The 24,277-nt window shown below is 47.8% G+C and carries 26 protein-coding genes; 14 read left to right on the forward strand and 12 right to left on the reverse strand.

Annotated features, from left to right (window positions below; all coding sequences use genetic code 11):
- Window positions 1–288, reverse strand: coding sequence for a hypothetical protein (locus KNO73_RS12430; protein WP_015880871.1), 288 nt, complete (start codon window positions 286–288; stop codon window positions 1–3).
- A gap of 117 nt (window positions 289–405) precedes the next feature.
- On the opposite strand from KNO73_RS12430, the gene KNO73_RS12435 reads away from it, so the two are divergent.
- Window positions 406–612, forward strand: coding sequence for a hypothetical protein (locus KNO73_RS12435; RefSeq protein ID WP_078146374.1), 207 nt, complete (start codon window positions 406–408; stop codon window positions 610–612).
- A 29-nt stretch (window positions 613–641) separates the two neighbouring features.
- Here the strand turns inward: KNO73_RS12435 and KNO73_RS12440 are convergent, their stop codons facing one another.
- The 3 genes from KNO73_RS12440 to KNO73_RS12450 form a co-directional block, all read right to left on the reverse strand.
- Window positions 642–1,049 carry a cytidine deaminase gene (locus tag KNO73_RS12440; protein WP_078146373.1) on the reverse strand — a complete coding sequence of 136 codons (408 nt, stop codon included), beginning with the start codon at window positions 1,047–1,049 and terminating at the stop codon, window positions 642–644.
- Between the two features lie 92 nt (window positions 1,050–1,141).
- Complete coding sequence (gene rlmD, locus KNO73_RS12445; RefSeq protein ID WP_215112566.1) at window positions 1,142–2,518, reverse strand: 23S rRNA (uracil(1939)-C(5))-methyltransferase RlmD; 1,377 nt, start codon at window positions 2,516–2,518, stop codon at window positions 1,142–1,144.
- Window positions 2,515–2,724, reverse strand: a complete 210-nt coding sequence (locus KNO73_RS12450) for a hypothetical protein (protein ID WP_015880867.1) — start codon at window positions 2,722–2,724, stop codon at window positions 2,515–2,517. The genes rlmD and KNO73_RS12450 overlap by 4 nt, the downstream gene beginning before the upstream one ends.
- An 85-nt stretch (window positions 2,725–2,809) precedes the next feature.
- Between KNO73_RS12450 and yfkAB the strand changes: the two genes are divergently transcribed.
- The 3 genes from yfkAB to KNO73_RS12465 are packed head-to-tail and all read left to right on the forward strand — an operon-like array spanning window position 2,810 to window position 5,349.
- Complete coding sequence (yfkAB, locus tag KNO73_RS12455) at window positions 2,810–3,916, forward strand: radical SAM/CxCxxxxC motif protein YfkAB (RefSeq protein WP_214685591.1); 1,107 nt, start codon at window positions 2,810–2,812, stop codon at window positions 3,914–3,916.
- 53 nt (window positions 3,917–3,969) lie between these two features.
- Window positions 3,970–4,164, forward strand: a complete 195-nt coding sequence (locus KNO73_RS12460) for a hypothetical protein (protein WP_015880865.1) — start codon at window positions 3,970–3,972, stop codon at window positions 4,162–4,164.
- 60 nt (window positions 4,165–4,224) lie between these two features.
- The gene (locus KNO73_RS12465; RefSeq protein ID WP_251024988.1) at window positions 4,225–5,349 is read left to right on the forward strand and encodes an MFS transporter; all 1,125 of its coding nucleotides are present in this window, start codon (window positions 4,225–4,227) and stop codon (window positions 5,347–5,349) included.
- Between the two features lie 39 nt (window positions 5,350–5,388).
- On the opposite strand, the gene KNO73_RS12470 is transcribed toward KNO73_RS12465, so the two are convergent.
- A complete protein-coding gene (locus tag KNO73_RS12470) occupies window positions 5,389–5,691 on the reverse strand; it encodes a hypothetical protein (protein ID WP_214685590.1) in 303 nt (100 codons plus the stop codon).
- Window positions 5,692–5,824: 133 nt separating this feature from the next.
- The gene (locus KNO73_RS12475) at window positions 5,825–6,766 is read right to left on the reverse strand and encodes a DMT family transporter (protein ID WP_214685589.1); all 942 of its coding nucleotides are present in this window, start codon (window positions 6,764–6,766) and stop codon (window positions 5,825–5,827) included.
- Window positions 6,767–6,967: 201 nt separating this feature from the next.
- Here KNO73_RS12475 and KNO73_RS12480 point away from each other — a divergent pair, with 201 nt between their 5' ends.
- The 4 genes from KNO73_RS12480 (at window position 6,968) to KNO73_RS12495 (ending at window position 11,440) form a co-directional block, all read left to right on the forward strand.
- Window positions 6,968–8,875, forward strand: a complete 1,908-nt coding sequence (locus KNO73_RS12480) for a heavy metal translocating P-type ATPase (RefSeq protein WP_214689232.1) — start codon at window positions 6,968–6,970, stop codon at window positions 8,873–8,875.
- A 115-nt stretch (window positions 8,876–8,990) separates the two neighbouring features.
- Window positions 8,991–9,917: a carbohydrate kinase family protein gene (locus KNO73_RS12485; RefSeq protein WP_215112567.1), complete on the forward strand. Its 927-nt coding sequence runs from the start codon at window positions 8,991–8,993 to the stop codon at window positions 9,915–9,917.
- 67 nt (window positions 9,918–9,984) lie between these two features.
- Window positions 9,985–10,422: an NUDIX domain-containing protein gene (locus KNO73_RS12490; RefSeq protein ID WP_078146366.1), complete on the forward strand. Its 438-nt coding sequence runs from the start codon at window positions 9,985–9,987 to the stop codon at window positions 10,420–10,422.
- 64 nt (window positions 10,423–10,486) lie between these two features.
- Window positions 10,487–11,440, forward strand: a complete 954-nt coding sequence (locus KNO73_RS12495) for a YihY/virulence factor BrkB family protein (protein ID WP_214685586.1) — start codon at window positions 10,487–10,489, stop codon at window positions 11,438–11,440.
- Window positions 11,441–11,478: 38 nt separating this feature from the next.
- On the opposite strand, the gene KNO73_RS12500 is transcribed toward KNO73_RS12495, so the two are convergent.
- Window positions 11,479–12,030 (reverse strand): beta-class carbonic anhydrase, encoded by a 552-nt coding sequence (locus KNO73_RS12500; RefSeq protein ID WP_078146364.1) that lies wholly within the window; start codon window positions 12,028–12,030, stop codon window positions 11,479–11,481.
- A 19-nt stretch (window positions 12,031–12,049) separates the two neighbouring features.
- Window positions 12,050–12,949, reverse strand: a complete 900-nt coding sequence (locus KNO73_RS12505; protein WP_214685584.1) for a 1,4-dihydroxy-2-naphthoate polyprenyltransferase — start codon at window positions 12,947–12,949, stop codon at window positions 12,050–12,052.
- 168 nt (window positions 12,950–13,117) lie between these two features.
- On the opposite strand from KNO73_RS12505, the gene KNO73_RS12510 reads away from it, so the two are divergent.
- From KNO73_RS12510 to menC, 6 genes are read left to right on the forward strand one after another with little or no spacing between them, the layout of a single operon-like run.
- The gene (locus tag KNO73_RS12510) at window positions 13,118–14,506 is read left to right on the forward strand and encodes an isochorismate synthase (protein ID WP_215112568.1); all 1,389 of its coding nucleotides are present in this window, start codon (window positions 13,118–13,120) and stop codon (window positions 14,504–14,506) included.
- Window positions 14,499–16,148 carry a 2-succinyl-5-enolpyruvyl-6-hydroxy-3-cyclohexene-1-carboxylic-acid synthase gene (gene menD, locus KNO73_RS12515; protein WP_215112569.1) on the forward strand — a complete coding sequence of 550 codons (1,650 nt, stop codon included), beginning with the start codon at window positions 14,499–14,501 and terminating at the stop codon, window positions 16,146–16,148. Before KNO73_RS12510 ends, menD begins: the two co-directional genes overlap by 8 nt.
- On the forward strand, window positions 16,145–16,924 hold the full coding sequence (locus KNO73_RS12520; RefSeq protein WP_215112570.1) for an alpha/beta fold hydrolase: 780 nt from the start codon (window positions 16,145–16,147) through the stop codon (window positions 16,922–16,924). Before menD ends, KNO73_RS12520 begins: the two co-directional genes overlap by 4 nt.
- 1 nt (window position 16,925) lies before the next feature.
- Window positions 16,926–17,750, forward strand: coding sequence for a 1,4-dihydroxy-2-naphthoyl-CoA synthase (gene menB, locus KNO73_RS12525; protein WP_214818422.1), 825 nt, complete (start codon window positions 16,926–16,928; stop codon window positions 17,748–17,750).
- 49 nt (window positions 17,751–17,799) lie between these two features.
- Entirely contained in the window at window positions 17,800–19,158 is a 1,359-nt protein-coding gene (menE, locus tag KNO73_RS12530; protein WP_215112571.1) for an o-succinylbenzoate--CoA ligase, read from the forward strand.
- Window positions 19,155–20,225, forward strand: coding sequence for an o-succinylbenzoate synthase (gene menC, locus KNO73_RS12535; RefSeq protein WP_215112572.1), 1,071 nt, complete (start codon window positions 19,155–19,157; stop codon window positions 20,223–20,225). The genes menE and menC overlap by 4 nt, the downstream gene beginning before the upstream one ends.
- Before the next feature lie 36 nt (window positions 20,226–20,261).
- On the opposite strand, the gene map is transcribed toward menC, so the two are convergent.
- From map to cshA, 4 genes are all read right to left on the reverse strand, one after another.
- Entirely contained in the window at window positions 20,262–21,011 is a 750-nt protein-coding gene (gene map, locus KNO73_RS12540; RefSeq protein WP_015880849.1) for a type I methionyl aminopeptidase, read from the reverse strand.
- Between the two features lie 14 nt (window positions 21,012–21,025).
- Window positions 21,026–22,210, reverse strand: a complete 1,185-nt coding sequence (locus tag KNO73_RS12545) for an EAL-associated domain-containing protein (RefSeq protein ID WP_214779426.1) — start codon at window positions 22,208–22,210, stop codon at window positions 21,026–21,028.
- A gap of 41 nt (window positions 22,211–22,251) precedes the next feature.
- The gene (locus KNO73_RS15010; RefSeq protein WP_251024990.1) at window positions 22,252–22,401 is read right to left on the reverse strand and encodes a hypothetical protein; all 150 of its coding nucleotides are present in this window, start codon (window positions 22,399–22,401) and stop codon (window positions 22,252–22,254) included.
- Between the two features lie 202 nt (window positions 22,402–22,603).
- Entirely contained in the window at window positions 22,604–24,133 is a 1,530-nt protein-coding gene (gene cshA / locus KNO73_RS12555; protein WP_078146356.1) for a degradosome RNA helicase CshA, read from the reverse strand.
- Window positions 24,134–24,277: the final 144 nt, after the last annotated feature.

The raw sequence follows: 24,277 nt of genomic DNA on the forward strand, positions 1-24,277 counted from the left end.
TCATATGTCTTTCCCTTTATATTGTTCGGTTGACTCTTGCTCGAGTCGTTCACGTTCGGCATGCGTCTGCGGAAAACCGTTCGCCTGCCACTCGGCACGGTGACTCGAATCGAGTTGCGTGAGCCCTTGCTCCGCCTCATCCTGATCCGCATCGACACTTTCCCGCTCATCCATCTTCTGCCACGTATCTTCTTCCTCACGTTGCGAAAGCAGCGCCGCCACTTTTGGTGCAACGAGCGCCGCACCGGCAACACCTAAGACAATCCCCATCAACACTTTCCGATCCATCCTAACCCCTCCTTCACTATGCACTCTTCATTCCACCATTTTATAATCTCAAAACCATTATCGAAAACGTTTACAACATTTCTACGAGTGGAATGGCTAATGGAAGGAGGCGATTGAATGGAAAAGAAACGACCTACCTCGAAACGTCCGTTTGATAATCCAGACGCGGTAGACACGGATAAAGAGAGTATTTTTGACGAGGACGGCATGCAAACCGTCGACCCGATTCCTGTCGAGGAATTGAACGAACGAGTGAAGGATGAAAAGAATAAACGTCACTCGAAAGATGAGTCAGTGAGTGAAAAGAAATATAAAGACAAATAAACAAGCTGCGGACGTTTGTCCGCAGCTTGTTATGTTAAATCCTTCGGTGAAAATCCGTAAGGCAACATCTCTTCTTTCGTCATCACTTTCGTATCACCGTTCAAGTTTGCAAGAATCAACGTGAAGTCTTCACCAGCGAATTCAGCGATCACTTGGCGGCACGCACCGCATGGTGAAATCGGGCCTTCTGTGTCACCGACGACGACGACCGTTTCAATCGCGTCACTACCTTCTGACACGGCTTTAAAAATGGCTGTGCGTTCGGCACACATCGATAGTCCGTACGAGGCGTTTTCCACGTTACATCCTGTAATTTCGTTTCCTGATGTATCGATGACAACAGCTCCTACTTTAAACTTTGAATACGGTGTATAGGCGCGTTTGCGCGCTTCGATGGCTTTATGGACGAGTTCTTGTACGCGTTCTTGTGAGATCATAGGATGTTCCTCCACTTCTATATTTGAAAAGAAGTCTGACATCTGAACTATATCGTGAAAACGCTTACGTGACAAGCCTTTTCACGGTCTCGTCAATATTTTTTCTTTTTCTTTTTCTCGAATACGACGACCGACTCGACATGAGATGTCTGTGGGAACATATCATACGGCTGTACGTAATTCACTTTGTATCCCGCTTTCATCAACTGGTCGGCGTCACGTGCGATCGTCTGCGGGTTACATGACACGTAAACGATTCGCTTCGTTTTCGACGAGATGATGGAATTGATCAATTGATGGTCCATCCCTGTGCGTGGCGGGTCGACTACGATGACGTCTGGGATCCATCCATCTTTTACCCAACGTGGAATCCAATGCTCGGCACGCCCTTCGACGTATGTGACATGGTTATAGCCATTTTCACGCATATGGTCATTGGCATCTTCGACCGCTTCCGGCACGACTTCCATTCCACGGATTTCTTTCGCATATGGGGCTAACCAAAGTCCGATCGACCCTACTCCTGCATACGCATCGATCACACGTTCTTCACCTGTCAATCCTGCGGCCTCGACCACTTCACGGTACATTTTTTCTGTCTGTGCCGGATTCAACTGGAAGAATGCGCGTGGTGATAAGTGATAATGAACGTCGTCTAATTGTTCATCCATTTTCTCCTGACCGGCGATGTGAACTGTCCGATAACCGAAAATAACACCCGAACGGTTTGCATTGATATTGATATGGAACGACACTACGTTCGGCAATTCCATGATGCGGTCGCTCAATTCATCTAAATCAGGGACATCTTCATGTCCGACGACCAAAACGACTTGAACATCGTTCGTGTTATAACCCGAACGGACGACGATGGTGCGCGCGTACCCCGTGTCGCGACGTGCATCGTAGACGGGAATATCAAGTTCGTTTAAAATACGGACAATCGCATTGTTGATGTTCGTCGTATCCCGTTGTTGGACCATACAGTGCTCGATCGGCACTAGATGGTTCGAGTTCGGTTTGTAGAGACCTGATACGATCTCACCGCGACGCGTGCCGAGTGGGAATTGTGATTTGTTCCGGTAATACCATGGATCTTCCATTCCGATTGTTGGACGGATATCCGATTTGTCCACGTTTAGTTTCGTCTTTTGACGGAAGGCGTTTCGAACGATTTCTTCCTTATACTCCATCTGCAGACTTGAACTCATATGTTGGATTTGGCAGCCCCCGCACTCATCGTAAATCGGACAAGGTGCTTTGACGCGGTCTTTCGAGTCGTTATCTCGTTTGACGACACGCGCTTCCGCATAGTTTTTTTCCACACGCGTGATTTCGACTTTGGCTCGTTCTCCCGGCAATAAGTTCGGAATGAAGATGACCATGCGATTAAGTGTCGCAATGCCTTCTCCATTAATGCCAAGTCGCTCGACCGTGACATCTTTAAAATCTCCTGTAATTAATTTCAATCTGATTCATCCTTTCGAGACGATTGTTCTAGGTCTTTGGCGTAACGCACTACTTTAGCGCGCAACGAATCAATGTCGGCTAACAGGCGATGTAAATCTTCAGGTGTCGTATGCTCGTCTAGCGTATTGACCGATAGACAGAGTAATTCCGTTCTCGATTTTAGGACGTTCATCTTTCCGGCAGTATCTGTTCGTGATTTACCCATCTTGTAATCGCTCCTTTGGTTCGTGACAAAGAGTTGCTATTATAGCATACTATTTCGTGTAACTTGATGAAAAGGTGGAATCCACATGCAAAACATCTCCCCAACTTTCGACCCTTGGGAAGCCTATCTCGACCAAGTCGAACACGGTCGACTCGTCTTATCCAACGTCGAAGTAACCACAACGAAGCTGTGTAACATGCGTTGCGAACATTGTGCGGTCGGTTATATGCTCGACCAAACGGAAGAACCAGAAGTTCCGCTCGACCTGTTGATTCAACGACTGGATGAGATCGAACATTTGCGTGCCTTCTCCATCACAGGCGGTGAACCGATGCTGTCCATGAAATCGGTCCGCAACTATGTCGTTCCATTGTTACGTTATGCGAAAGAACGTGGGGCCCGTACGCAAATCAACTCGAATTTGACGCTACCGTTATCTCGCTATCATCTTATTACCCCTTACTTGGACGTTTTGCACATTTCGCATAACTGGGGCACCGATGACGATTTCCTTGAAGGCGGATTCGCGATGATGGACCGGAAACCGAGTGAAGAGGCCCGATTGAAAATGCTCCAGACGATGAAAGACAACGCACGTGCTCTCACATCTGAAGGAATCATTGTATCCGCGGAGACGATGATCAACAAGCGGACGATTCCTCATTTGAAAGAAATCCATGAAGAAATTGTCTCACTTGGTTGCCAAAGACATGAGGTTCACCCAATGTACCCCGCAGACTTCGCTAGCGCCCTCGAATCAGCATCGCTCGCTGATACGCGACAAGCCATCCATGACTTACTCGATGCCCGTGACGAGAACGTATGGATGTTGTTCGGGACGTTACCATTCTATGCATGTTCTGACCTACCTGAAGACCGTGCTCTGTTGAAGCGACTTCATGAAACAAAAAACGTGACCGTTCGAAACGACCCAGATGGACGTTCTCGTCTCAATACGAATATCTTTGACGGACAGATCATCGTGACCGATTTCGGTGATGAACTCGGTTCACTCGGCACCGTCTATGACACACCATTCCAAGAGGCGTATGATAAGTGGACGAACAGCCAATTGAACGCTACACTCTCTTGTCACTGCCCTGCCGTGAAGTGTCTCGGGCCGAACGCACTCGTTAAACAAGCCTATTATCCGACGGTCGATTTCCAATCTCGTAAAGCTACATCGTTTTAAATATTTTGATTCGGGAAATGTTCTGTATATTAAATGAATCGAGGTGCGTGTAGATGACTGCGATTTATATCCTCATGATTACCGTGATGGCCATCATTATTTTTGGCGGAGTACTGAGCATCTTATTGACAGCCGCATTCGTTTCAGACAAAGTAGAGCATGATGAAATGTTTAGTCAAGGCAGTTGGGATGATGAATTGCTGCATTTGAATCACTCTCCACAACCGATTGACGACACGAAAAGCTGAGACCCTTCTCGGCTTTTTACTTTGACTTCATGAGGTGAACCTATGCTCCGTTTTCGTTTTATGATTTTACTATTGATTGTCTTTATTTCCGGTTTGATTCAAGGTGCGCTCATCCCACTCTTATCCACGTTGATTGAACGGGATGGGGCCCCGGCCTGGGTGAACGGACTGAACGCGACGATGCTTTACGTCGGTGTGATCGTCTCTGCGCCTCTCCTGGAGCGATTCGTCCGTAAATATGGATTCCGACCGACCATCGTCCTCGGTATCGTATTGACGGCTGTCGCGACCTTCGCTTTACCGATTTGGCCGTCCTTACTCGTTTGGGCGATGATGCGCTTCTTCATCGGATTCGGCGACTCGGCTCTACACTACGGGTCACAAGTATGGGTGACCTCAGCAAGTGAAAAGAGCAGTCTCGGTCGAGCGATGGCGTATTATGGAATGTCTTTCAGTCTCGGTTTTGCCATCGGTCCATTGATCGCACCACTCGTCGACCTATGGTTTTGGTTACCGTTCCTCATCATCGTCTTCTTCTGTCTCGCTTCGTTGATGCTCGTCTTTAAAGTCGAGAACGAGTTTCCGGAGGTCGAAAAAGTGAAGACCGACTCGAAAGGACGAATTCGACTGATTCTTGTCGGTGCGGGATACACGCTTCTCCCTGCCTTTACATATGGGTTTCTCGAAGCGAGCTTAAATGCCAACTTTCCCATTTTTACGTCTCGGAATGGGATGAGTTTGACGGAAACGAGCACACTCATCACGACGTTCATCGTCATGTCGATTGTCGTTCAGCTTCCTCTTGGTCGCCTCGCAGACTTGTACGGTAAGAAGCGGATCTTACAAATCGTGCTGACGTTTGGTACCCTCGTATTCACTTTGGCGAATCTTGTTGTCGATTCCTATGTCGGTCTACTCTTCCTATTCGCACTTGCCGGCGCCGGGCTAGGATCGACTTATTCACTCGGTTTGGCGCATATGACAGAGGTGCTTCCCCGTTCGTTACTGCCGACGGGAAACATGCTCTACAGTATTTCATTCAGCATCGGCTCGATCTCAGGTCCGATGATCGGTGCCTTCTGGTTGTCTTTACCGAAAGAGGTCTATTTCTTTATGTATGCCGTCATTCTCGGTATTCTAGCGCTACGACTCTTCACGTCAACCGCTAAACCAATCGACTTATAAACAGAGGCAGATGGTTCCCATGAACCACCTGCCTCTGTTTTATTCCACTACTCGTTCCATTTCATCATCGTTTAACTGCAAAGCTCGGATGAACACTTCGTCTAGCGCGAATGGTTCAGTGTCTAGCGAAGCGAGTACATCGGATTTTAGCGTCACTTCTACGACACGGTCATCGAACTGCCATCTCGTCTGAATATCATCACCTTGTCTTGTGGCGCGGGTCGCCACTAGACCGTGACGTTCTTTTAAACTTTGACTCACGCACTTCATCACGTACTTGACGTACTCATCTTTCGGCTGACGTGAGATGAGAATGTTTCGAACGATTCGATTTCTAGTCATTGTTTCTCCTCCTCCCTTTGAATGATTGCGCACGCAAGTCTTTACAAACGAAGACCGATTTTCGAACTTTAAAATTCAGAATTTTTAATATATTTTGTCACGGGATTTCAATTCCGTCAACTCTGTCTCTATTTCAAATGACATCCGTTTTTTTTGTACGGCGACCTTGAAAATACGTAGATAAATAAATGCCGACAATAACGAATCCGAGTCCGACCACCGCATTCCACGGAATCGTTTCACCGAGTAAAATCCCTGACAACATGACACCAAATAAGGGAACTAAAAAGATATAGAGTGAAATTCGACTGACCGGATTGTATTTCATCAATGTGTTCCACAATGTAAATCCGATCGCTGACAACATCGCCAAGTAAAACAGGAACGCAATCGTCTGTCCGGTGTACGGCATGGAAACACCATTCGGGTCTAATAGATAGCCAATCAGCAGTAACCCAACTGAACCGATCACCATCGCCCAAGCCGTCATCGGGGCAACATCATACGTCTTCGAGTAGTCCTTCGCTATCAAGTTCCCGAACGCTCCGGATACCATCGCCAAGATGAGTAAAATCTCTCCTAACCCAAAACCAACTTCAGATCCGGTCGCCGGCCAGTTCGCGATGACGATTCCAGAAAAACCAAACGTTAAAGCAAACCCCTTCAATCGATTCAATTTGTCGTCTTCATATCGGAAATGAGCGAGGGCCATTTGGAAAAACGATGTAGAACCAGCAATGATTGATCCCTGGACCCCGGTCGAAATGGACAGTCCGATATAGAAGAACAAGTATTGTAGAAACGTCAAAAACAAACCGAGATGCGCATACGCCTTTACCTTTTCACGGGTGAATCGGACAGACCGTTTCAAAACGGTCTGACTGATGATGAGCAATAGAATCCCTGCGAGTAAAAAGCGCTCGCCAGCGAACAATAGTTGTTGCCCATACTCATTCGATTGGATATCAAGTTTCTCATAACTCAACTTGATGAATGGGAACGCACTCCCCCATAACAACGTATTGAAAATCGCCAATAACGCCACCGTCCAAGGGCGTTCAAATATATTTTGCATGACACAAAAACTCCTTAATCTTTTTATTTGTGAGTCACTGATAAGCGTGTTAAGATAAATCTAGATAACAATCATTATAAATAAAGGATTCAGATTAAACTTCTATAAATTCTTTATTTTAAGCCAATTGAAGATGATAATCATCATCAGTCATTATCATTTAATCGAGATTTATTCTCAATTAGAAAGAAGGGATTATCGATGAATGTCCAATCGGTCACGCACGAAAAAAGCCACGTTTTCAAACGGGCTAGCTGGTACGAACATATTGAATTGATCATGGCGCTCATTAGCGGTGTATTGATTGTACTCGCTTATATCGCCGAAACACAAGGCGGAGCGCCTTGGATTCATGTCACACTTTACTTATCCGCCTTCTTCATCGGAGGATACGCAAAAGCGAAAGAAGGGATTTCGGATACGATTGAGACGAAATCGCTGAATGTAGAGCTTCTCATGATTGTCGCCGCCATCGGTGCCGCTTCGATTGGGTACTGGATGGAAGGGGCAATCCTCATCTTCATCTTTGCTTTATCCGGGGCACTCGAGACGTATACGATGAACAAAAATGAACGTGCCCTCGAATCGTTAATGGAATTACAGCCGGAACAGGCGACTCGTCTAACAGACACTGATGAACTCGAAGTTGTTCATATCGACGACCTTCGTGTCGGAGATCGGATTTATGTACGTCCTGGTGAACGCATTCCGGTCGATGGAAAAATTGTAAAAGGCAACGCATCCGTAGAAGAAGCCGCCATCACAGGCGAATCCGTCCCTGTCGATCGTCAAGTCGGTGATGACGTGTTCGGATCGAGTGTCAACTTGAACGGGGTATTGACGATCGAAGTGACAAAACTTGCGACGGAAACACTGTTCCAAAAGATCATTCAAATGGTCCAACAAGCACAAGAAGAGAAATCACCGTCTGCACAGTTCATCGATCGATATGAAGGACGTTATGTTCAAATCGTGCTCTTCTCTGTTGCGGCCATCATCATTCTCGGACCGTTCGTCACGTCGTGGTCTCTTGAAACGAGCATCTATCGCGGCATGATCCTTCTCGTTGGCGCCTCCCCTTGCGCACTCGTCGCCGCCATCACACCGGCCGCGCTGGCTGCCATCGCCTCTTCTGCAAAACACGGGATTCTCTTTAAAGGCGGTGCTCATATCGAGAACATGGGACGTCTAAAAGCAATCGCCTTTGACAAGACCGGGACACTCACAATTGGGAAACCGATTGTGCAAGAAGCGCTCATCTCACCTTCATTAGAAGAAGAGGACGTCAACCGAATTGTCAGTTTGATTGAAGAGCATTCGATGCATCCACTTGCTGAAGCGCTCGTTTCCTACACCGGAAAACATAGCGGGGAAATGACACACTTCAAAGACATCACAGGCTCCGGAATTGAAGCAACGATTGACGGGACGACGTATCGGGTAGGAAAACAGAAGTTCGCTGACCGAAGCGGTGATTTCTTTAAGAATGATGTCGAACGATTGAAAGAGGCCGGTCATACACTCGTCTTCATCAGTGACGAGACACGTACAATCGGTGCTTACGCCTTACGTGACACGCTACGACCCGAGGCAAAGGTAGCAATCAAGCGACTGAACGACTTAGGGATTGCGACCATCATGATTACCGGAGACAACGAGGCAACCGCTCGCGCTATTGCGAACGAAGCTGGGTTGACACGCTATATCGCCGAATGCTTGCCTGAAGAGAAGGTTTCGCAAATCAAGGTGTTACGAGAGGAATATGGAACAATCGGGATGATTGGCGACGGAATCAATGATGCCCCCGCCCTTGCGACCGCCGACGTGGGGATTGCCATGGGCGAAGGTACGGATGCCGCACTAGAAACGGCAGATGTCGTCTTAATGAAAAACGACCTCGTCCGATTGAGTGACGCCATTCGTCAATCGCGCAAATTAAATCGAATCGTCTTACAGAACGTCGTTTTTGCACTCGGTGTGATTCTTGTCTTGATTACAACGAACATCTTTGAGTTACTCATCATGCCGTTCGCGGTTGTAGGACATGAAGGCTCAACCATTTTGGTTATTTTGAACGGCCTCCGACTCCTCACGTCATCGTGGGAGTGATCCATTCGACAAAATGGAATCGATGATTGAAACAATATGTCGATTTCGTTATAATTGAAACAATGTGTCTACAGACTGAAACAGATCGAAAGATTGACTAAAGGTGGTACAAGATATGAATACGATTGCAGTCATCGGCAAGGTGTTTGTCGATATTAAAGGGACTTCCTTCGCACCGCTCCACAAAGATGCGAAGAATGTCGGCGACATCACTTTTTCCAATGGCGGAACAGGTCGAAACGTTGCTCAAAACTTAGGTGTGCTCGGCAACGATGTCCGCTTCGTCTCGACCGTCACGAACGACCAAATCGGTGTCGGTGTCCTCGAAGAGTTACGTTGCTTGAATGTAAACGTCGATGGGGTCGACATGCTTGACGATAATGGTATGGGAATGTGGCTCGCTGTAATGGACAACAACGGTGATCTTCAAACATCTATTTCGAAACAACCAGACGAAGCCCGTATGGAAGAAGCGATTTTACGTCAAATCGATACGGTCTTCGAAGAGAGCGACGCGGTCGCCATCGATTTAGACTTATCGGTCAACGTCTTGAACGAGACGATTGAACTATGCCGTGAAATGGATTTACCGCTTTATGGTGTCTGTGGCCATCTATCCGTCATCGAACGAAACCGTCATTTGCTTCAAGGATTCACAGGATTCATCTGCAGTCGCGAGGAAGCGGAAATTTTGTCCGACATGTCAATCGTTACAGTGGACGATGCCCTTCGCGTCGCGGAAGTACTCGCCATGAAAGGTGCTCCCCTCACAATCGTCACGATGAGTGAGCTTGGCGCTGTATATGTCGACCTTCATACGAACGAACAAGGTCACGTCCCGACGACAAAAGTGAAAGTCGCCGACTCCACAGGGGCGGGTGATTCATTCTTCTCCGCTGTCATCTCGGAGCTCATGAAACAACACTCGATTGAAGAGGCGCTTCGATTGGGCATGCGCGTCGCAGGAAAAGTCATCGCCTCTCATGAGAACGGATTGACGCAAGAGATGTACGCATCATTAGAACAACCTACGCAAGAATGAAAAGAACGCATCGGCGAATCGTCGATGCGTTTTGTGCAAAATCACAGGAACGAAAGGAACGATCTCATTGGTTCGAACGAAATTAAGAAGCGCGATCATTTTAATGAATGATCGAGATGAAGTGGCTTTGATCCGTCGCGAAAAAGAAAACGTCCTCTATTACGTTTTCCCAGGTGGCGGAGTCGAATATGGGCACACAACAGAAGAGACGGCCGTACGTGAAGCATTTGAAGAACTCGGTGTTCACGTGGAACTAGAAGGTGTCGCTGCCTACGTCGCATTCAATAACGAGTTAAATCCTTATTATTGGGCGAAGATGACAGGTGGCGAATTCGGGACCGGAACAGGTGAAGAGTTTCAAGAGGAACAGACTAACGGATCGTATACACCGATGTGGATCAAACGGTCTGCACTCCCTCATCTCCCCGTTCGTCCACCTTCACTTGCTGAAAAACTCGCCTTACATGAGGAACGTTTTTACGATTTGACCTTATCCGAGGAGTAATCAGGTGTACACCCTGCCGAAATCGGGAAACGTTTTTTAACGATCGAGTTAGGAGGGTTTTATAATGGCAATGACAGAAGTGAAGGAAAAAAAGAATTGGCTTTCATTTGGGAAAGAGTTATTTCGAAGATTTCAAGAGCATGATGTACAAGACTACGGGGCTACCCTAGCATTCTTTTGGTTTTTATCCATTTTTCCTGGAATCATCTTTATTTTGGCGCTCTTGTCCTTTTTTGATGTCTCACAAGATTCGTTTCAAAATCAATTGAACGATTTGGCACCCGGGTCCGCCGCTTCCGGGTTTCTAACGGGAATTTTCGAGGCGATTGGCGAACCACAAGGCGGTCTCTTGTCGCTCGGTGCGATTTTGGCCATTTGGTCCGCCTCAAAAGGGGTAGACCGTCTGATCACGACGTCACTTCATGCTTATGGTGAAGACAATGAACGTAACTTTTTCGTCAAAAAAGGATTGGCACTCGGATTGACGATATTGCTTGGACTCGGGATGCTACTGCTGATTCTATCGAACGTGTTCGGGTCTCAAATCATTTCATTCGTCACTGAGTATTTACCCGTCAACATTACCGGAGCCGAAGAAATGATGATCAACGTGTTCCGATATGTCCTTACGACGGTTGTCCTCATTTTGACGCTTTCGATTTTTTATAAAGTATCTCCACAACAGCACGTCTTTTGGAAAAGTACCATCCCTGGTGCCATCTTCGGTGTCATCGGTTGGCAAATCGTCTCATTCGGTTTCAACCTATACGTTTCAAACTTCGGAAGTTATGACTCGACTTACGGGTCACTCGGAGGAATCATCGTCACGTTGCTCTGGTTACAATTAACCGGGATGATCATTTTAATCGGATCTGAGATCAACGCGACATGGATGCGTTTCTTCAAGACACCGAGCGAACAGGAATACGAACGCGACTTCAAAAAGAACAAAAAGAAAGCGAAACAAAAGCAAGAAGAAGATAACTATGATGACATCCCGACGAATACGTACGGATAACCCAAAAGGAGCACGTTCAAACTGAACGCGCTCCTTTCTTATGCTTCGATCGGATCAAGACGTCCCGTCGCCGGGTCAATCACGAATCCGTGTACATTCGTTCCTGGTGGTAACAGTGGATGGTTATTGATCAGGTTAACAGAATGAACGACGTTCTCTTCAACTGAATCAAATCCATGGAGCCACTGCTCCAAATCCATTCCTGAAGACTTTAGCGTCTTCAACGTTTGCGGGTCGATTCCACGACGCTCCATCTCTTCGATGACGACAGTCGGTTCAATCGCCGCCATCCCACAATCGTAATGTCCGACGACGACAACTTCTTCTGCTCCTAGCGCATAAAGAGCGACCAAAATGGAGCGCATGGCCGAACCGAACGGATGCGACAAGACTGCACCCGCATTTTTAATGATTTTAGCGTCTCCGTTCTTAAGTCCTAGCGCTTGAGGTAACAGTTCTGTCAAACGTGTATCCATACACGTCAAAATGACGATTTTCTTATCTGGGAATTTATCAGATACGAACGGTTCGTACTGTTTTTCCTCTACGAAACGTTTATTGAATGCAAGCATTTCTTTTACGACTGACACGTTAACGCCTCCTCTTTTTTTACAACACAAATCTTGAAACGATGAGTCCGATGACCATCCATGCTCCGAACAGCGTGTTCACTTTCGCTGTCATCGCCATCGCAGGCATCAATGCGGCCGGCTCTGCCTTCTGCCAAAACCGTTGAATCGCCCGGACCATGACCGGCACCGTAAAGAGCGACAGCAAGACCCACGGAGTGACGCCATATATTACGACCGCTAAGATGATGCCGATTAATGCCGCGATAAAGAATGCGGCCAATACATACACCGCACGTCGATGACCGACTAGACATGCGATCGTTTTTCGACCATTCTCTTTATCGTTATCTAAATCGCGGATGTTATTCGCAAGCAAGATTGCTCCGATCAACAAGGCCATCGGGAACGACACGAGTAGCAACTCCGTCGTCACCGTATTGATTTGGATAAAGCCGGCAATCCCGATGATGACATATCCCATGAATAGCCCCGCGACAATTTCACCAAACGGCGTATAGGCAATCGGTAGCGGCCCTCCAGTATATAAGTAGCCGACAAGCATAGACAAGGCGCCGATCCAAAGCAAATGCCAGCTTGTGGATGCCGCAATGTAGAGCCCGAGTAGTGCCGCAATCGTATACATGCCGAGCGCCACCGCTAATACTTGCTGTGGTGTAAATCCATCACGTACGATGGAGCCTCCGATTCCGATTGACCCCTCATGATCAAGACCACGCTTGTAGTCATAATACTCGTTAAATAAGTTCGTCGCGATTTGAATAAGGACAGATGCCACTAACATGGCAAGGAAAAGTCCCCACTTGAGTTCGGTTTGATCGAGGACGATGAACGTCCCGAGCAAGACCGGAATAAAGCTTGCGGTCAGGGTATGCGGGCGAATCATTCGCCAATATGCCCCTTTCGATTTCTGTTTCATTTCGTTCCCTCCCTTCGTTAGTTTACGTCTCGATGAAAAAATCTGTCAACGCCAGCCCATTATCCTAGATTCTTGATCATTTCCCGAGCATTTCATAGGCAGGTGTATTGCGAACTCATGATACACTAAAGATTGAGAATTCTATCCGATTGAGGAGGCTTTTCTTTTATGCCAGATACTCAAACACATATAAAACAGCGAATTGAGCAGGCCCATAAACGGGCGCGAGCTTGGCAACGGCCTGTCCTCGCATCATACACATGGGAAATCTCGGCGTTCGATGCTTTTCAAATCATCCAGAACACCGATACGTCCCATTATTATTTCATGACACCAGACCGGACGCTCGAAATGCTAGGTTGCGGGGATGCACTCGTCTTGAGCGCTTCTGGACCCGAACGATTTCAGCGACTTCAATACGATTGGAGTCTTCACCGACGAGATGTCGATGCGACAATCCACGCGTTCGCCGGTTTTTCATTCGACACGTTTATGCGACCACAAAAAAGTATGTGGGATGCCTTTGGGGAGGCATCACTCGTCGTCCCAAAATTTTTATACCGTCGCTATAAAGACCGACACACGTTGACAGTGGCCACTCTCGTCTCTTCGAAGCAGTCGGTCGAACAGTATTTGATTCAATTGGCAGATCAGTTGGCCCAGTTCAGTTCACTTCGTCCGACGGAAGAAGCGACGCCGTCTTATACAAAAGTGAAAGATGGGGTCGATCACTTCAAGTCCAGTTTCCAACAGGCTAAACAGTTGATTGAAGAAGAACGAGTTGAAAAAATCGTGATTGCCCGCGAAGAAATTTATCAGCGTTCCGATGATGCGTTCCCCTTCTCAAAAAGTTTGAAGCATTTAGCAGATCATCAAGAATCTAGTTACATCTATTTGTATCAACCAAAGCGTGACACTGGTTTCTTTGGGGCGACTCCTGAACGATTGATTCAAAAAGAAGGCATGCAACTGAACACGGCTGCCATCGCCGGGACAATCAAGCGTCCGAAAACCGAGATCGAGGCAGAAATTGCGAAAGAGAAACTCCTAAACGATTCAAAAAATCGTGAGGAGCATCAAATTGTCGTGAAAGACATCAAGCAGGCGTTGACACCCTATACTGCACCGATTCAAACACGAGATATTCCGCAAATTTTGGCCAATCGCTCGGTGTTCCATCTACACACCCCAATTCAAGCGACACTCGAAACAAATGCTTCCTTGCTGTCACTTGCGGAATCGCTACATCCAACGCCAGCACTCGGCGGCTCTCCGAAGCGGACATCGGTCCGATTGCTTCGTGAAATTGAGCGATTCGACCGCGGGTGGTACGGTTCTCCGTTTGGTTGGGTAGACAATGAAGGCGACGGCGAGTTTGTCGTGGCGATTCGCTCTGCACTCGTTCAACACCAATTCGTCGCACTGTATGCTGGATGTGGGATTGTGAAAGACTCTGCACTCGAGCAAGAGCTCGAAGAAACAGAAATAAAAATGAGTCCAATCAAACAAGCTTTGCAGTTTGATTTACACAATCAAGGAGGCACCCTAGATGAATAAGGTTTTGACCGATTGGGTCGCATCCATGGTAAATCGGCTTGTTGCGTCCGGTGTAAAAGACGTGGTCATCAGCCCAGGATCCCGCTCGACTCCGCTCGCTGTAGCGGCATATCTTCATCCTCAGATTCGTCATCACATCATCGTCGATGAACGATCTGCCGGATTTTTTGCTCTTGGACTGACCCGTGCGTCAGAAACAATTCGCCCGGTCGCATTGATTTGCACAAGTGGAACGGCGGCAACAAACTACTATTCGGCTGTGACAGAAGCGTTCATATCGCATTTGCCACTCGTCGTACTGACAACCGATCGTCCTCATGAACTGCGCAATGTCGGGGCTCCACAAGCAATCAATCAAGTCCGCCTCTACGGTGAACAAGTGAAGACGAGCATTGATTTGCCTGTTCCAGAGGAGACAACGTTATCGTTTATGAAACAAACGATTACCCGCTTCACGAATCTGTCAATGCAAGCACCGATGGGACCTGTTCATTTGAATGTACCGTTTCGAGAGCCTCTGCTTCCTGACCTCGAGTCATTGAAACAGATGTTAAAAGCTGACCCTGTCTTGCCAGAACGACAGCGTATTCGGCCGACACAAGCAGACAAAAACATTTTCTCGGAATGCACGAGTCAAAAACGACTCGCCTTCGTCGTCGGACCTTACACCCCGACATCTTGGCAGAAATCCATTGTTGAATTCGCTTCCGAACGACAGATCCCGATTTTTGCCGATCCTCTTAGTGGCATGCGACGTTTCGACGGCGTCTTGACCAACTATGACACGTGGCTCGCGAGTGAGCATCGGACTGATTGGCTGCCTGAGGTGTTCGTCCGTTTCGGGGCTGCACCTGTTTCGAAACGCTTCAATCAATGGATGGCCATGGCGAATCAACTCGTCATCGATGAACCGGGATCTTATCGCGACCCAAGTAGCCGAGCCACCATCTGTTACGGCGACGCACTCGATTTTCTACCGCTCATCGCATCCGCAAACGAACCTCGGTACCTTGAACGTTTACGCTTTTTTGAAGAGGTTGCCGAGTCTGCAAAATCGTCACTTCAAGGTGAAGCGGAATTGACGAAACGATTGCTCGATACATCGATTGAGCGTCTATTCGTCAGTAATAGTATGCCGATTCGAGATATAGATACATCACTGTCTGCCGGCACGAATATACACGTTCTCGCCAATCGAGGCGCAAACGGAATTGATGGTGTGTTATCCACTGCACTCGGAAGCAGTTATGATACGGCTCACGGCGCTCTATTGATCGGTGATTTAGCGTTCTATCATGATAGCAACGCCTTGCAACTGTTAAAGCATCATCCCGGAAAATTTTCCGTCGTGATTGCTAACAATAACGGTGGAGGGATATTTTCCTTCCTCCCGCAGGCTTCTGTCGACACACAGTTGTTCGAAGATTTATTCGGCACACCGCTTGATTTAAATATCCGTGGATTTGCTGACACATATGGCTTATCGTATCGTCTAATTGAACGACCGGATGAAATTCAAGAAGCGATTGAAGATGGCGTTCATTTAATCGAATTCCCATCGAATCGTGAGGAGAATGTGACGATCCATCGAGGTTGGACACAATCTGTCTGCGCTCGCCTCATCACGGAGAACGAATCATGAACATCGATTTACGTGGCGTACGTTATGAAGTGATTCATCGCGGTGAGGGAAAACCGGTATTATTTTTACACGGATTCACCGGAAACGCCCATTGGGTCGATTCGCTCCCTACATTACCGATTCGTCTTGTGTCACCGTCGCTCCTCCAACATGGCGCAACGGAGCACCCTTCAGTCAATCGTTCGACAATGAGTCAGCAAGTTAAGGATTTGTCCCGCTTACTGGATACGGACGACCGACCTTGGACAGTCGTCGGCTATTCACTCGGTGGGAGAATCGCATTGACACTCGCCGCATGCGACGAGCGTGTCGAACATGTCATCGGGATCAGCACGACTCCCGGTCTGCTCACTTCTAAGGAACGAGCCGCACGCCGCCGCCAAGATGCAGAATTGGCTCACTTGATTGAAACCGAGGGTATCGCTGCATTCGTGAATCGTTGGGAGAACCTTCCGCTTTGGCGACAGACGGAAGACATGAAACGTTCACTCCGAACAGGTCGGCTCGCCCAACAACCGAATGCCCTCGCAAACAGTTTGCGGTCAATCGGTACGGGACATATGCCATCGTTATGGGGCACATTGCAGTGTCTCCCCCGTACCGACTTGATTGTCGGGTCAGACGATCTCAAGTTCAAAGCCATCGCAAGATACATGCAGGAAGAGCGACCAGATATTAAAATCTATGAAATTTCAAACGCAGGGCATGCTCCTCATATTGAGAATGCATCAGAGTTTGGTACAATAATAAAGAAATTGATTTTAGGGGGTATTTAAAATGGAATCAGTAGCGAACTGGACATCGGTCCGGACGTATGAAGACATTAAATATGAAACGTGGAACGGGATTGCCAAAATCACCATCAACCGTCCCGAAGTGCGCAATGCATTCCGTCCGTTGACGGTCAATGAATTGATTGATGCATTCGCTCGCGCTCGCGACGATAAAGAAGTCGGCGTCATCATCTTGACAGGTGAAGGCGAAAAGGCATTCTGTTCAGGTGGAGACCAAAAGGTTCGTGGACATGGCGGCTATGTCGGGGACGATGAAATCCCACGCTTGAACGTCCTCGACCTTCAGCGCTTGATTCGTGTCATTCCAAAACCGGTCATCGCCATGGTCGCAGGTTTCGCAATCGGCGGAGGACACGTCCTTCACGTCGTCTGTGACTTGACGATTGCAGCGGACAACGCTCGCTTCGGACAAACAGGTCCTAAAGTCGGTTCGTTCGATGCAGGATACGGTTCTGGATACTTGGCACGCATCATCGGCCATAAAAAAGCTCGTGAAATCTGGTACCTTTGCCGTCAATACGATGCACAAGAAGCACTCGACATGGGACTCGTCAACACGGTCGTCCCACTCGATCAACTCGAAGCAGAAACGATCAAGTGGTGCCAAGAAATCTTACAACACTCACCTACAGCGCTTCGCTTCTTGAAAGCAGCAATGAACGCAGATACAGATGGTCTTGCCGGACTTCAGCAACTCGCTGGAGACGCAACGCTTCTCTACTACACGACAGATGAAGCAAAAGAAGGACGCGATGCGTTCAAAGAAAAACGTGACCCTGACTTCGGTCAATTCCCACGTTTCCCTTAATTGTTGAGAGAGTAGCGATTTCGCTACTCTTTTTTTGGAGGTGACAGCTATGTATGAATGGATTCGGAAACACCCAGCGTCACATCTCGCCCTTGTGACAGCTGACGATCGATTGACATGGGCAATGCTACGCACGGAAAGCCTTCAACTTGCCCAGTTCATCCATGAACAGACACCCACCGCCAAACGAATTGGCATATTCGCTAAAAACAGCAAAGACTATGTCATTGCCGTTCATGCAGTACATCTGCTCGGAAAAGTGCTTGTTCCGTTGAATACACGGCTGACCGAAGAGGAAGTGCGTACTCAGCTACAAACAGCAAAAGTGGACCTCCTTCTCGTTGACGTAGAAATCGATTTGTCTATCACCCAACTCCTGATCACACGCCGGACCACTTCATGTTTCACCGTGACCCATGAGTGGAATGAAGATGAAACCATGTCTCTCATGTTTACGTCCGGAACGACGGGTCGAGCCAAAGCAGTGCAACAGACGTACGGGAATCACCTCGCTAGCGCCCGAGCCGCTGAAGCGCATTTGGACTATCGTCCATCAGACCGGATGCTCGCGGTGACCCCGCTCTTTCATATGAGCGGACTCTCCCAAGTGTATCGGAGTGCCATCATCGGTTCGACTCTCTATGTCGAGCCGCGATTTGATGTCGATCGAACCCTTCACGTCATCGAAACAGAAGGCATCACCCAACTGTCACTCGTCTCAATTATGCTGCAACGATTGCTCTATGCCGGTCTGAAGAAGCATCATCTTCGCACGTTACTCGTCGGAGGCGGGCCCGTCCCGCGCTCATTACTAGAAGAAGCAGAACGACGGCAGTTACCCATTGCTCAGACATACGGGATGACCGAGACGTGCTCTCAGGTCGCGACGTTACTTCCGAGCGAAGCGCTCTCACATATCGGTTCGAGTGGGCAGGCAATCGCCCCCACAAGAATTCGAATTAATTCAGACGGAGAGATTGAAGTAAAGGGACCAACTGTGACGAAAGGATACTTCGAACAACCTGAATCAGACGCTTGGACACCCGATGGTTATTGGCGAACGGGTGACCTCGGCACGATGAGGGATGGCTATTTATATGTACACGATCGCCGAACCGACCTTATTCTGTCTGGTGGTGAAAATGTTTATCCTGCTGAAATCGAAGCCGCCATGTTACGCTGTACCGGCGTCCAAGACGTCGGCGTCACGAAACAATCACATCCGACTTGGGGAGAAGTCCCAATCGCCTTCGTCGTCGGCTCCTATGACCCAGCCGAGATGCAGGAAGTTCTCGATTCACAGTTGGCTAAATATAAGCACCCGATCACCATCCACCACGCACCGAATTTACCACGAAACGCGAACGGAAAATTAATGCGCCATCGCTTAAAGGAGCTACTGCCATGATCAAACGTGCTGACCTTTCCATCGTCCCGTTGACGTTTAAACACCCGATCGTGACGGCACACGCCGTCTTATCTGTCCGAAGAACGCTCATCCTTCGTCTAGAGACCGTAGACGGTGTCGTCGGATACGGAGAAGGTGCTGCTTTTGAGACCCCTTGGTACACGGAAGAAACGACCCGATCGATGATCGATACGTCCAAATTGATTCTCAATTTACTGAAAGGGATGACGGTCACGACGGACGTGTTTCCGAACTTGGTCTCGTCCATCATCGGTCAGCACATGGCAAAGGCGATGTGGGAAAGTGCACTCTGGGAGATTGAAGCAACGCGCGCGAACAAATCACTAAAGTCATTCATGAGCGCCGGAGATTCCGTTTCCTGCGGACGAACAATCGGGATTGGGTTACTGAATCAAACGATGAAATCCATCGAGACGGCATTAGCTGACAGATTCGAACGCATCAAATTAAAGGCATCTCCTAATGAACTGGTTCCTGCCCTACGTGAGATTCGTGCGGTCTTCCCTGACGCGCCTCTCATGATTGATTTAAACGGAAGTGCGTCCGATCAACCAATGGAATGGTTCGAACAACTCGATGCCCATCGGTTATTGATGATCGAACAACCGTACCCAAGCCGACAATTCACAAAATCAGCGGCTCTCCAAGCAAAACTCACGACCCCCATTTGTCTCGACGAATCCATCACGTCTTATGACGACGTGGATACGATGGCACAGCTTGGTGCCGGAAAAATCGTCAACATTAAACCCGCACGTGTCGGTGGGCTTAGCGAGGCGCTCCACATTCGAAAACACGGAACGCCATACTGGGTCGGTGGCATGTATGAATCCGGTATCGGAAGATATCATACACTCTTGTTTGCTTCGTTAAGCGGCGCGAGCTTCCCCGCGGACATGTCAGGCACGAGCGCTTATTTCGAGCAAGATTTACTCGATACCCCGCTTGAAGTGGAGAATGGAAAGTTGACTCTTCCGGATTCCGTACAACCAGATTGGAATGTGATTGAACGGTTACGCGAAGAAGTGATTACATTGCAAACATGAAAAAGGTGTGGTTCACGAGAACCACACCTTTTTACGTTAACGGAACGATCCCGTTAACACTTCATATCCATCTTCTGTGACAACAACTGTATGCTCGAACTGCGAAACAAGACTCTTGTTCGGAGTGAAGAGCGTCCAACCATCCTCTTCCGATTGATAGACGATTTCATCCTTTGTCGAGATGAACGTCTCAACAGCAATCACTTGCCCGGCTTTTAATAACTGATTTTCTTCGCGACTATAATAGTTCGAGATCGTCTCTGGCTCCCCGTGCAATGTCCGACCGAGTCCGTGTCCGGCCAAGTTCCGGATGACCGTGAATCCATTCTTTCTCGCGTCAGCGTAAATTGCTTTCCCGATCTGATTGACTTTCACACCCGCCTTGACCTTGCTGAGACCAGCTTCTAATGAAGTCAAGGATACTTCGACCAAACGTTCGTGCTGAGGTGACTTCGCCGCCCCCGCAATCACAGTGCGTCCCGTATCGGCATAATACCCATCCTTCACAGCGGAGACGTCGACATTGACGATATCGCCTTCTTGAATGACTTCATCTCCCGGAATACCATGGGCAGCAACGTCATTGAGCGAGATACATGTGTAACCTGGAAATTCGTACATCGTAATCGGTGCAGAAGCTGCACCTTCTTCTTCTAAAATACGTTGCCCGATCGCATCTAATTCTTTTGTTGTCATACCGGGCTTAACGGCTTTCGCCATCTCATCTCGCGCAAGTGCGACGATTCGCCCGATTTCGCGCAGTGCATCGTAATCATAATCTAACATCATCATTCTCCCTTTTAATCTAATAATCGATTCTGATATAAGTATTCTTCAGATATATCTGCGAATAAGAACATGCCGTCCGGTAACGGATAACTGAAGGTTCTCGTCACTTCGTTCGAACTGAAATCACGATAGTCCCCCGATAAATAACCACGCCCCCGTACATCCATCGCCGCCATCGTCTGAATGAAATACGGTCGGAAACTCCAGTTATAGCCTCGATACGTATTATCGACACGCCACTCTCCATTCACGCAGTAAACGTTCGCACTCGTCTGGAAACCTGTCTTATCCGTTAGATAATATCGAACAAACACCTCTTCCAATTTTGGGGCGATGAATTGAATCCACTCATCTTTCTTGTCTCTCGACCATTTTCCAGATTGAACGAGTTCTCCGATTCGGCGGTGTAACTCAAATTCAAGCTCGTACAAGCGATTCAATCGTTTCTGATCATGTAAAAAGAAGGAGGGAACTTCTTGTGCCAATACACCCATTCCTTTGATTTCTCGTTGTGGAAGCGCATCTTCTAATCCGAGTAGCCCCCCCATGTAATAGCGACCACCGTGCTGCCACGCGTAACGAAGCTGTCCAACATGGTCGATGGATTTGTAAAGAAGCGGTGCACCGAGCTTTGAAGCGATATATTCCATTGTCTGAAGCATATTCGGATAGGTGACCGATAACGTCTTTTTCTCAATCATTGTACCAAGGTCGACGAGTAACAATTCTGGCGCAAGTGTCATGATGTCTTCGATGCTCGTCGATTCCGCAAAGTCTAACGCAATCTTCAATCCATACGACCGATAGTACTGAATGACACGCGACAGACGAGAGACATCAACTAAATCCGTTCCTTGGAGTGTCACGTATATGCGATGTAACGGAAAATTGAGTTCGCGAAGCGGTGCTAAAAACGCTTCTCCTCCTTCTTCAAGAATCCACTCTGCCCGGCATCTAAACGTGACAAAAGATTTAGCGTCACGAAGTTGTTCAGCCGCTAACTGTTCCATTCGCTGAGCGATGTCTAATTGATACTCGAGGGGAACGTCATCATCATAAAAAAATGGTGTCAACGATTCACCACGAAAGCGTCCGTGTACCATATATCCTTCCACTTGAAACGTCGCCGCTCCAAGGATTGGTTCATACGTCACCATCACTTCTTCAGGATGGACCATCACTTCTACCGCATCCATAACTCCATCACCTCTTCGTTAAATACGAAAACGAGCTACATTCAGCTCGTTCGCGTGTGTACATACATATAGGCACCGAAACAAGCAATAAAATAGGCGATACTCACCATGCCATATGCAATGCCCATCTTTCCGCCTACTCCAATGGCTAACACTAAGAAAATCATCGCTCCAAATAACAATGTTGCCACGGGGATATAACGAAAGTTAGGACGATTCGTCCTTGAGACAATTGGTTTCAATGCGATTACACAACCAAGTAGCACAAGGAGACCGAAACTTAATTCCACCATCCGTTGACACCTCATCCTTCTATCTCTACTCAACTAGTGTAGCACGACACAATAAAAAATGCCGCAAATCCACTTAAGGAAATGCGGCATTTCACGATGATTAGTCACGCGGACGGCGTGGGCCACGGTCATCCGAGCGACGACGATCGTCACCACGGAATGATCCTTTACGGTCTCCGCTACGTCCATCACGACGTTCGCCACCGCGTCCACCACGACGATCGCCACCACGGCCACCGCCACCGCCACGACGGTCGTTACGACCACGGTATCCACCGCGATCGCCACCACGGCCACCTTGGCGTTTCACACGAACTGGTTCAGCGTACGAGATTTCAACAGGTGTTGAATCTGGCTCTTTCGTCAATCCACGGAGGGCAGCAGCGAGAATTTCAACTGCTTCGTACTCTTCAAGAAGTTCTGTCGCAAGTTGCGTGTAAGCTTTGAAGTCGCCCGCTTGAACGCGTTCGATCAATTCTTCAGCTGCTTGCTTTTGGTTTCCTTCAAGTACTTCCGCGATTGTCGGTACGTGACGACGGTTCATGCGTTTGTTCGTTACACGTTCAATTGCTTTCACTTGTCCAAATTCACGTGGCGTGATGAACGTGAGGGCTGTACCAGTTTTACCAGCACGACCTGTACGACCGATGCGGTGTACGTAGCTCTCTGGGTCTTGTGGTACATCGAAGTTGTAAACGTGTGTGACACCTGAAATATCAAGTCCACGTGCCGCAACGTCTGTCGCTACCAAGATATCGATTGTTCCGTTTTTGAAACGACGAATAACTTGGTCACGTTTCGATTGCGTCAAGTCTCCGTGAAGACCGTCTGCAGTGTATCCGCGTTTGATGAGTGCTTCTGTCACTTCGTCTACACGTTTCTTCGTACGAGCGAAGATGATGCTGAGTTCTGGTGAGTCGATGTCGATCAAACGGCAAAGCGTATCGAATTTTTGACCTTCACGCAATTCGATGAACTGTTGGTTGATGTTCTCAACTGTCATTTCTTTCGCTTTGACTTTGATGATTGTCGGCGACTTCATGAAACGCTCAGCAATCTTTTTGATTTGTGGTGGCATTGTCGCTGAGAAGAGAAGCGTTTGGCGCTCTTCAGGAAGACCAGCCAAAATCGTTTCGATATCTTCAACGAAGCCCATGTTGAGCATTTCATCCGCTTCATCCAAGATGACTGTTTGAATGTCATCGAGTTTGATCGTCTTACGCTTCATGTGGTCCATGAGACGTCCTGGTGTCGCTACGACGATTTGCGGGTTCTTTTTCAAACCACGGATCTGACGGTCAATTTGTTGACCACCGTATACTGGAAGTGCGTATACGCGCTTCGTTTCACCGATTTTGTTTAATTCTTCTGCAACTTGAATCGCAAGTTCACGTGTCGGTGCAAGAACGAGTGCTTGGACTTGACGCGCCTTTGAATCGATTCGCTCAATTGTCGGAATACCGAAAGCTGCTGTTTTCCCTGTACCTGTTTGTGCTTGTCCTAATACGTCCACTCCCGTGAGTGCGACAGGAATTGTCTCAGCTTGGATCGGTGTAGCTTCCTCGAAGCCCATTTTGTGTACACCTTTTACTAATGCTTCACTTAATTGTAAGTCTTGAAATTTTGTCAAATTATATTCTCCTTTGTTCATACAAAAAACGTCTGAGTTCAGTTTGACAGATCTACAGACGTTTTCTTAATGTTTCCTCATAGTCAACTTTATTAACTATAACGTATTTATTCCTAAAATGAAAGAAATACATTTTCAAACTTT

Source organism: Exiguobacterium sp. s83 (genome assembly GCF_018617095.1).
Lineage (GTDB): Bacteria > Bacillota > Bacilli > Exiguobacteriales > Exiguobacteriaceae > Exiguobacterium > Exiguobacterium profundum.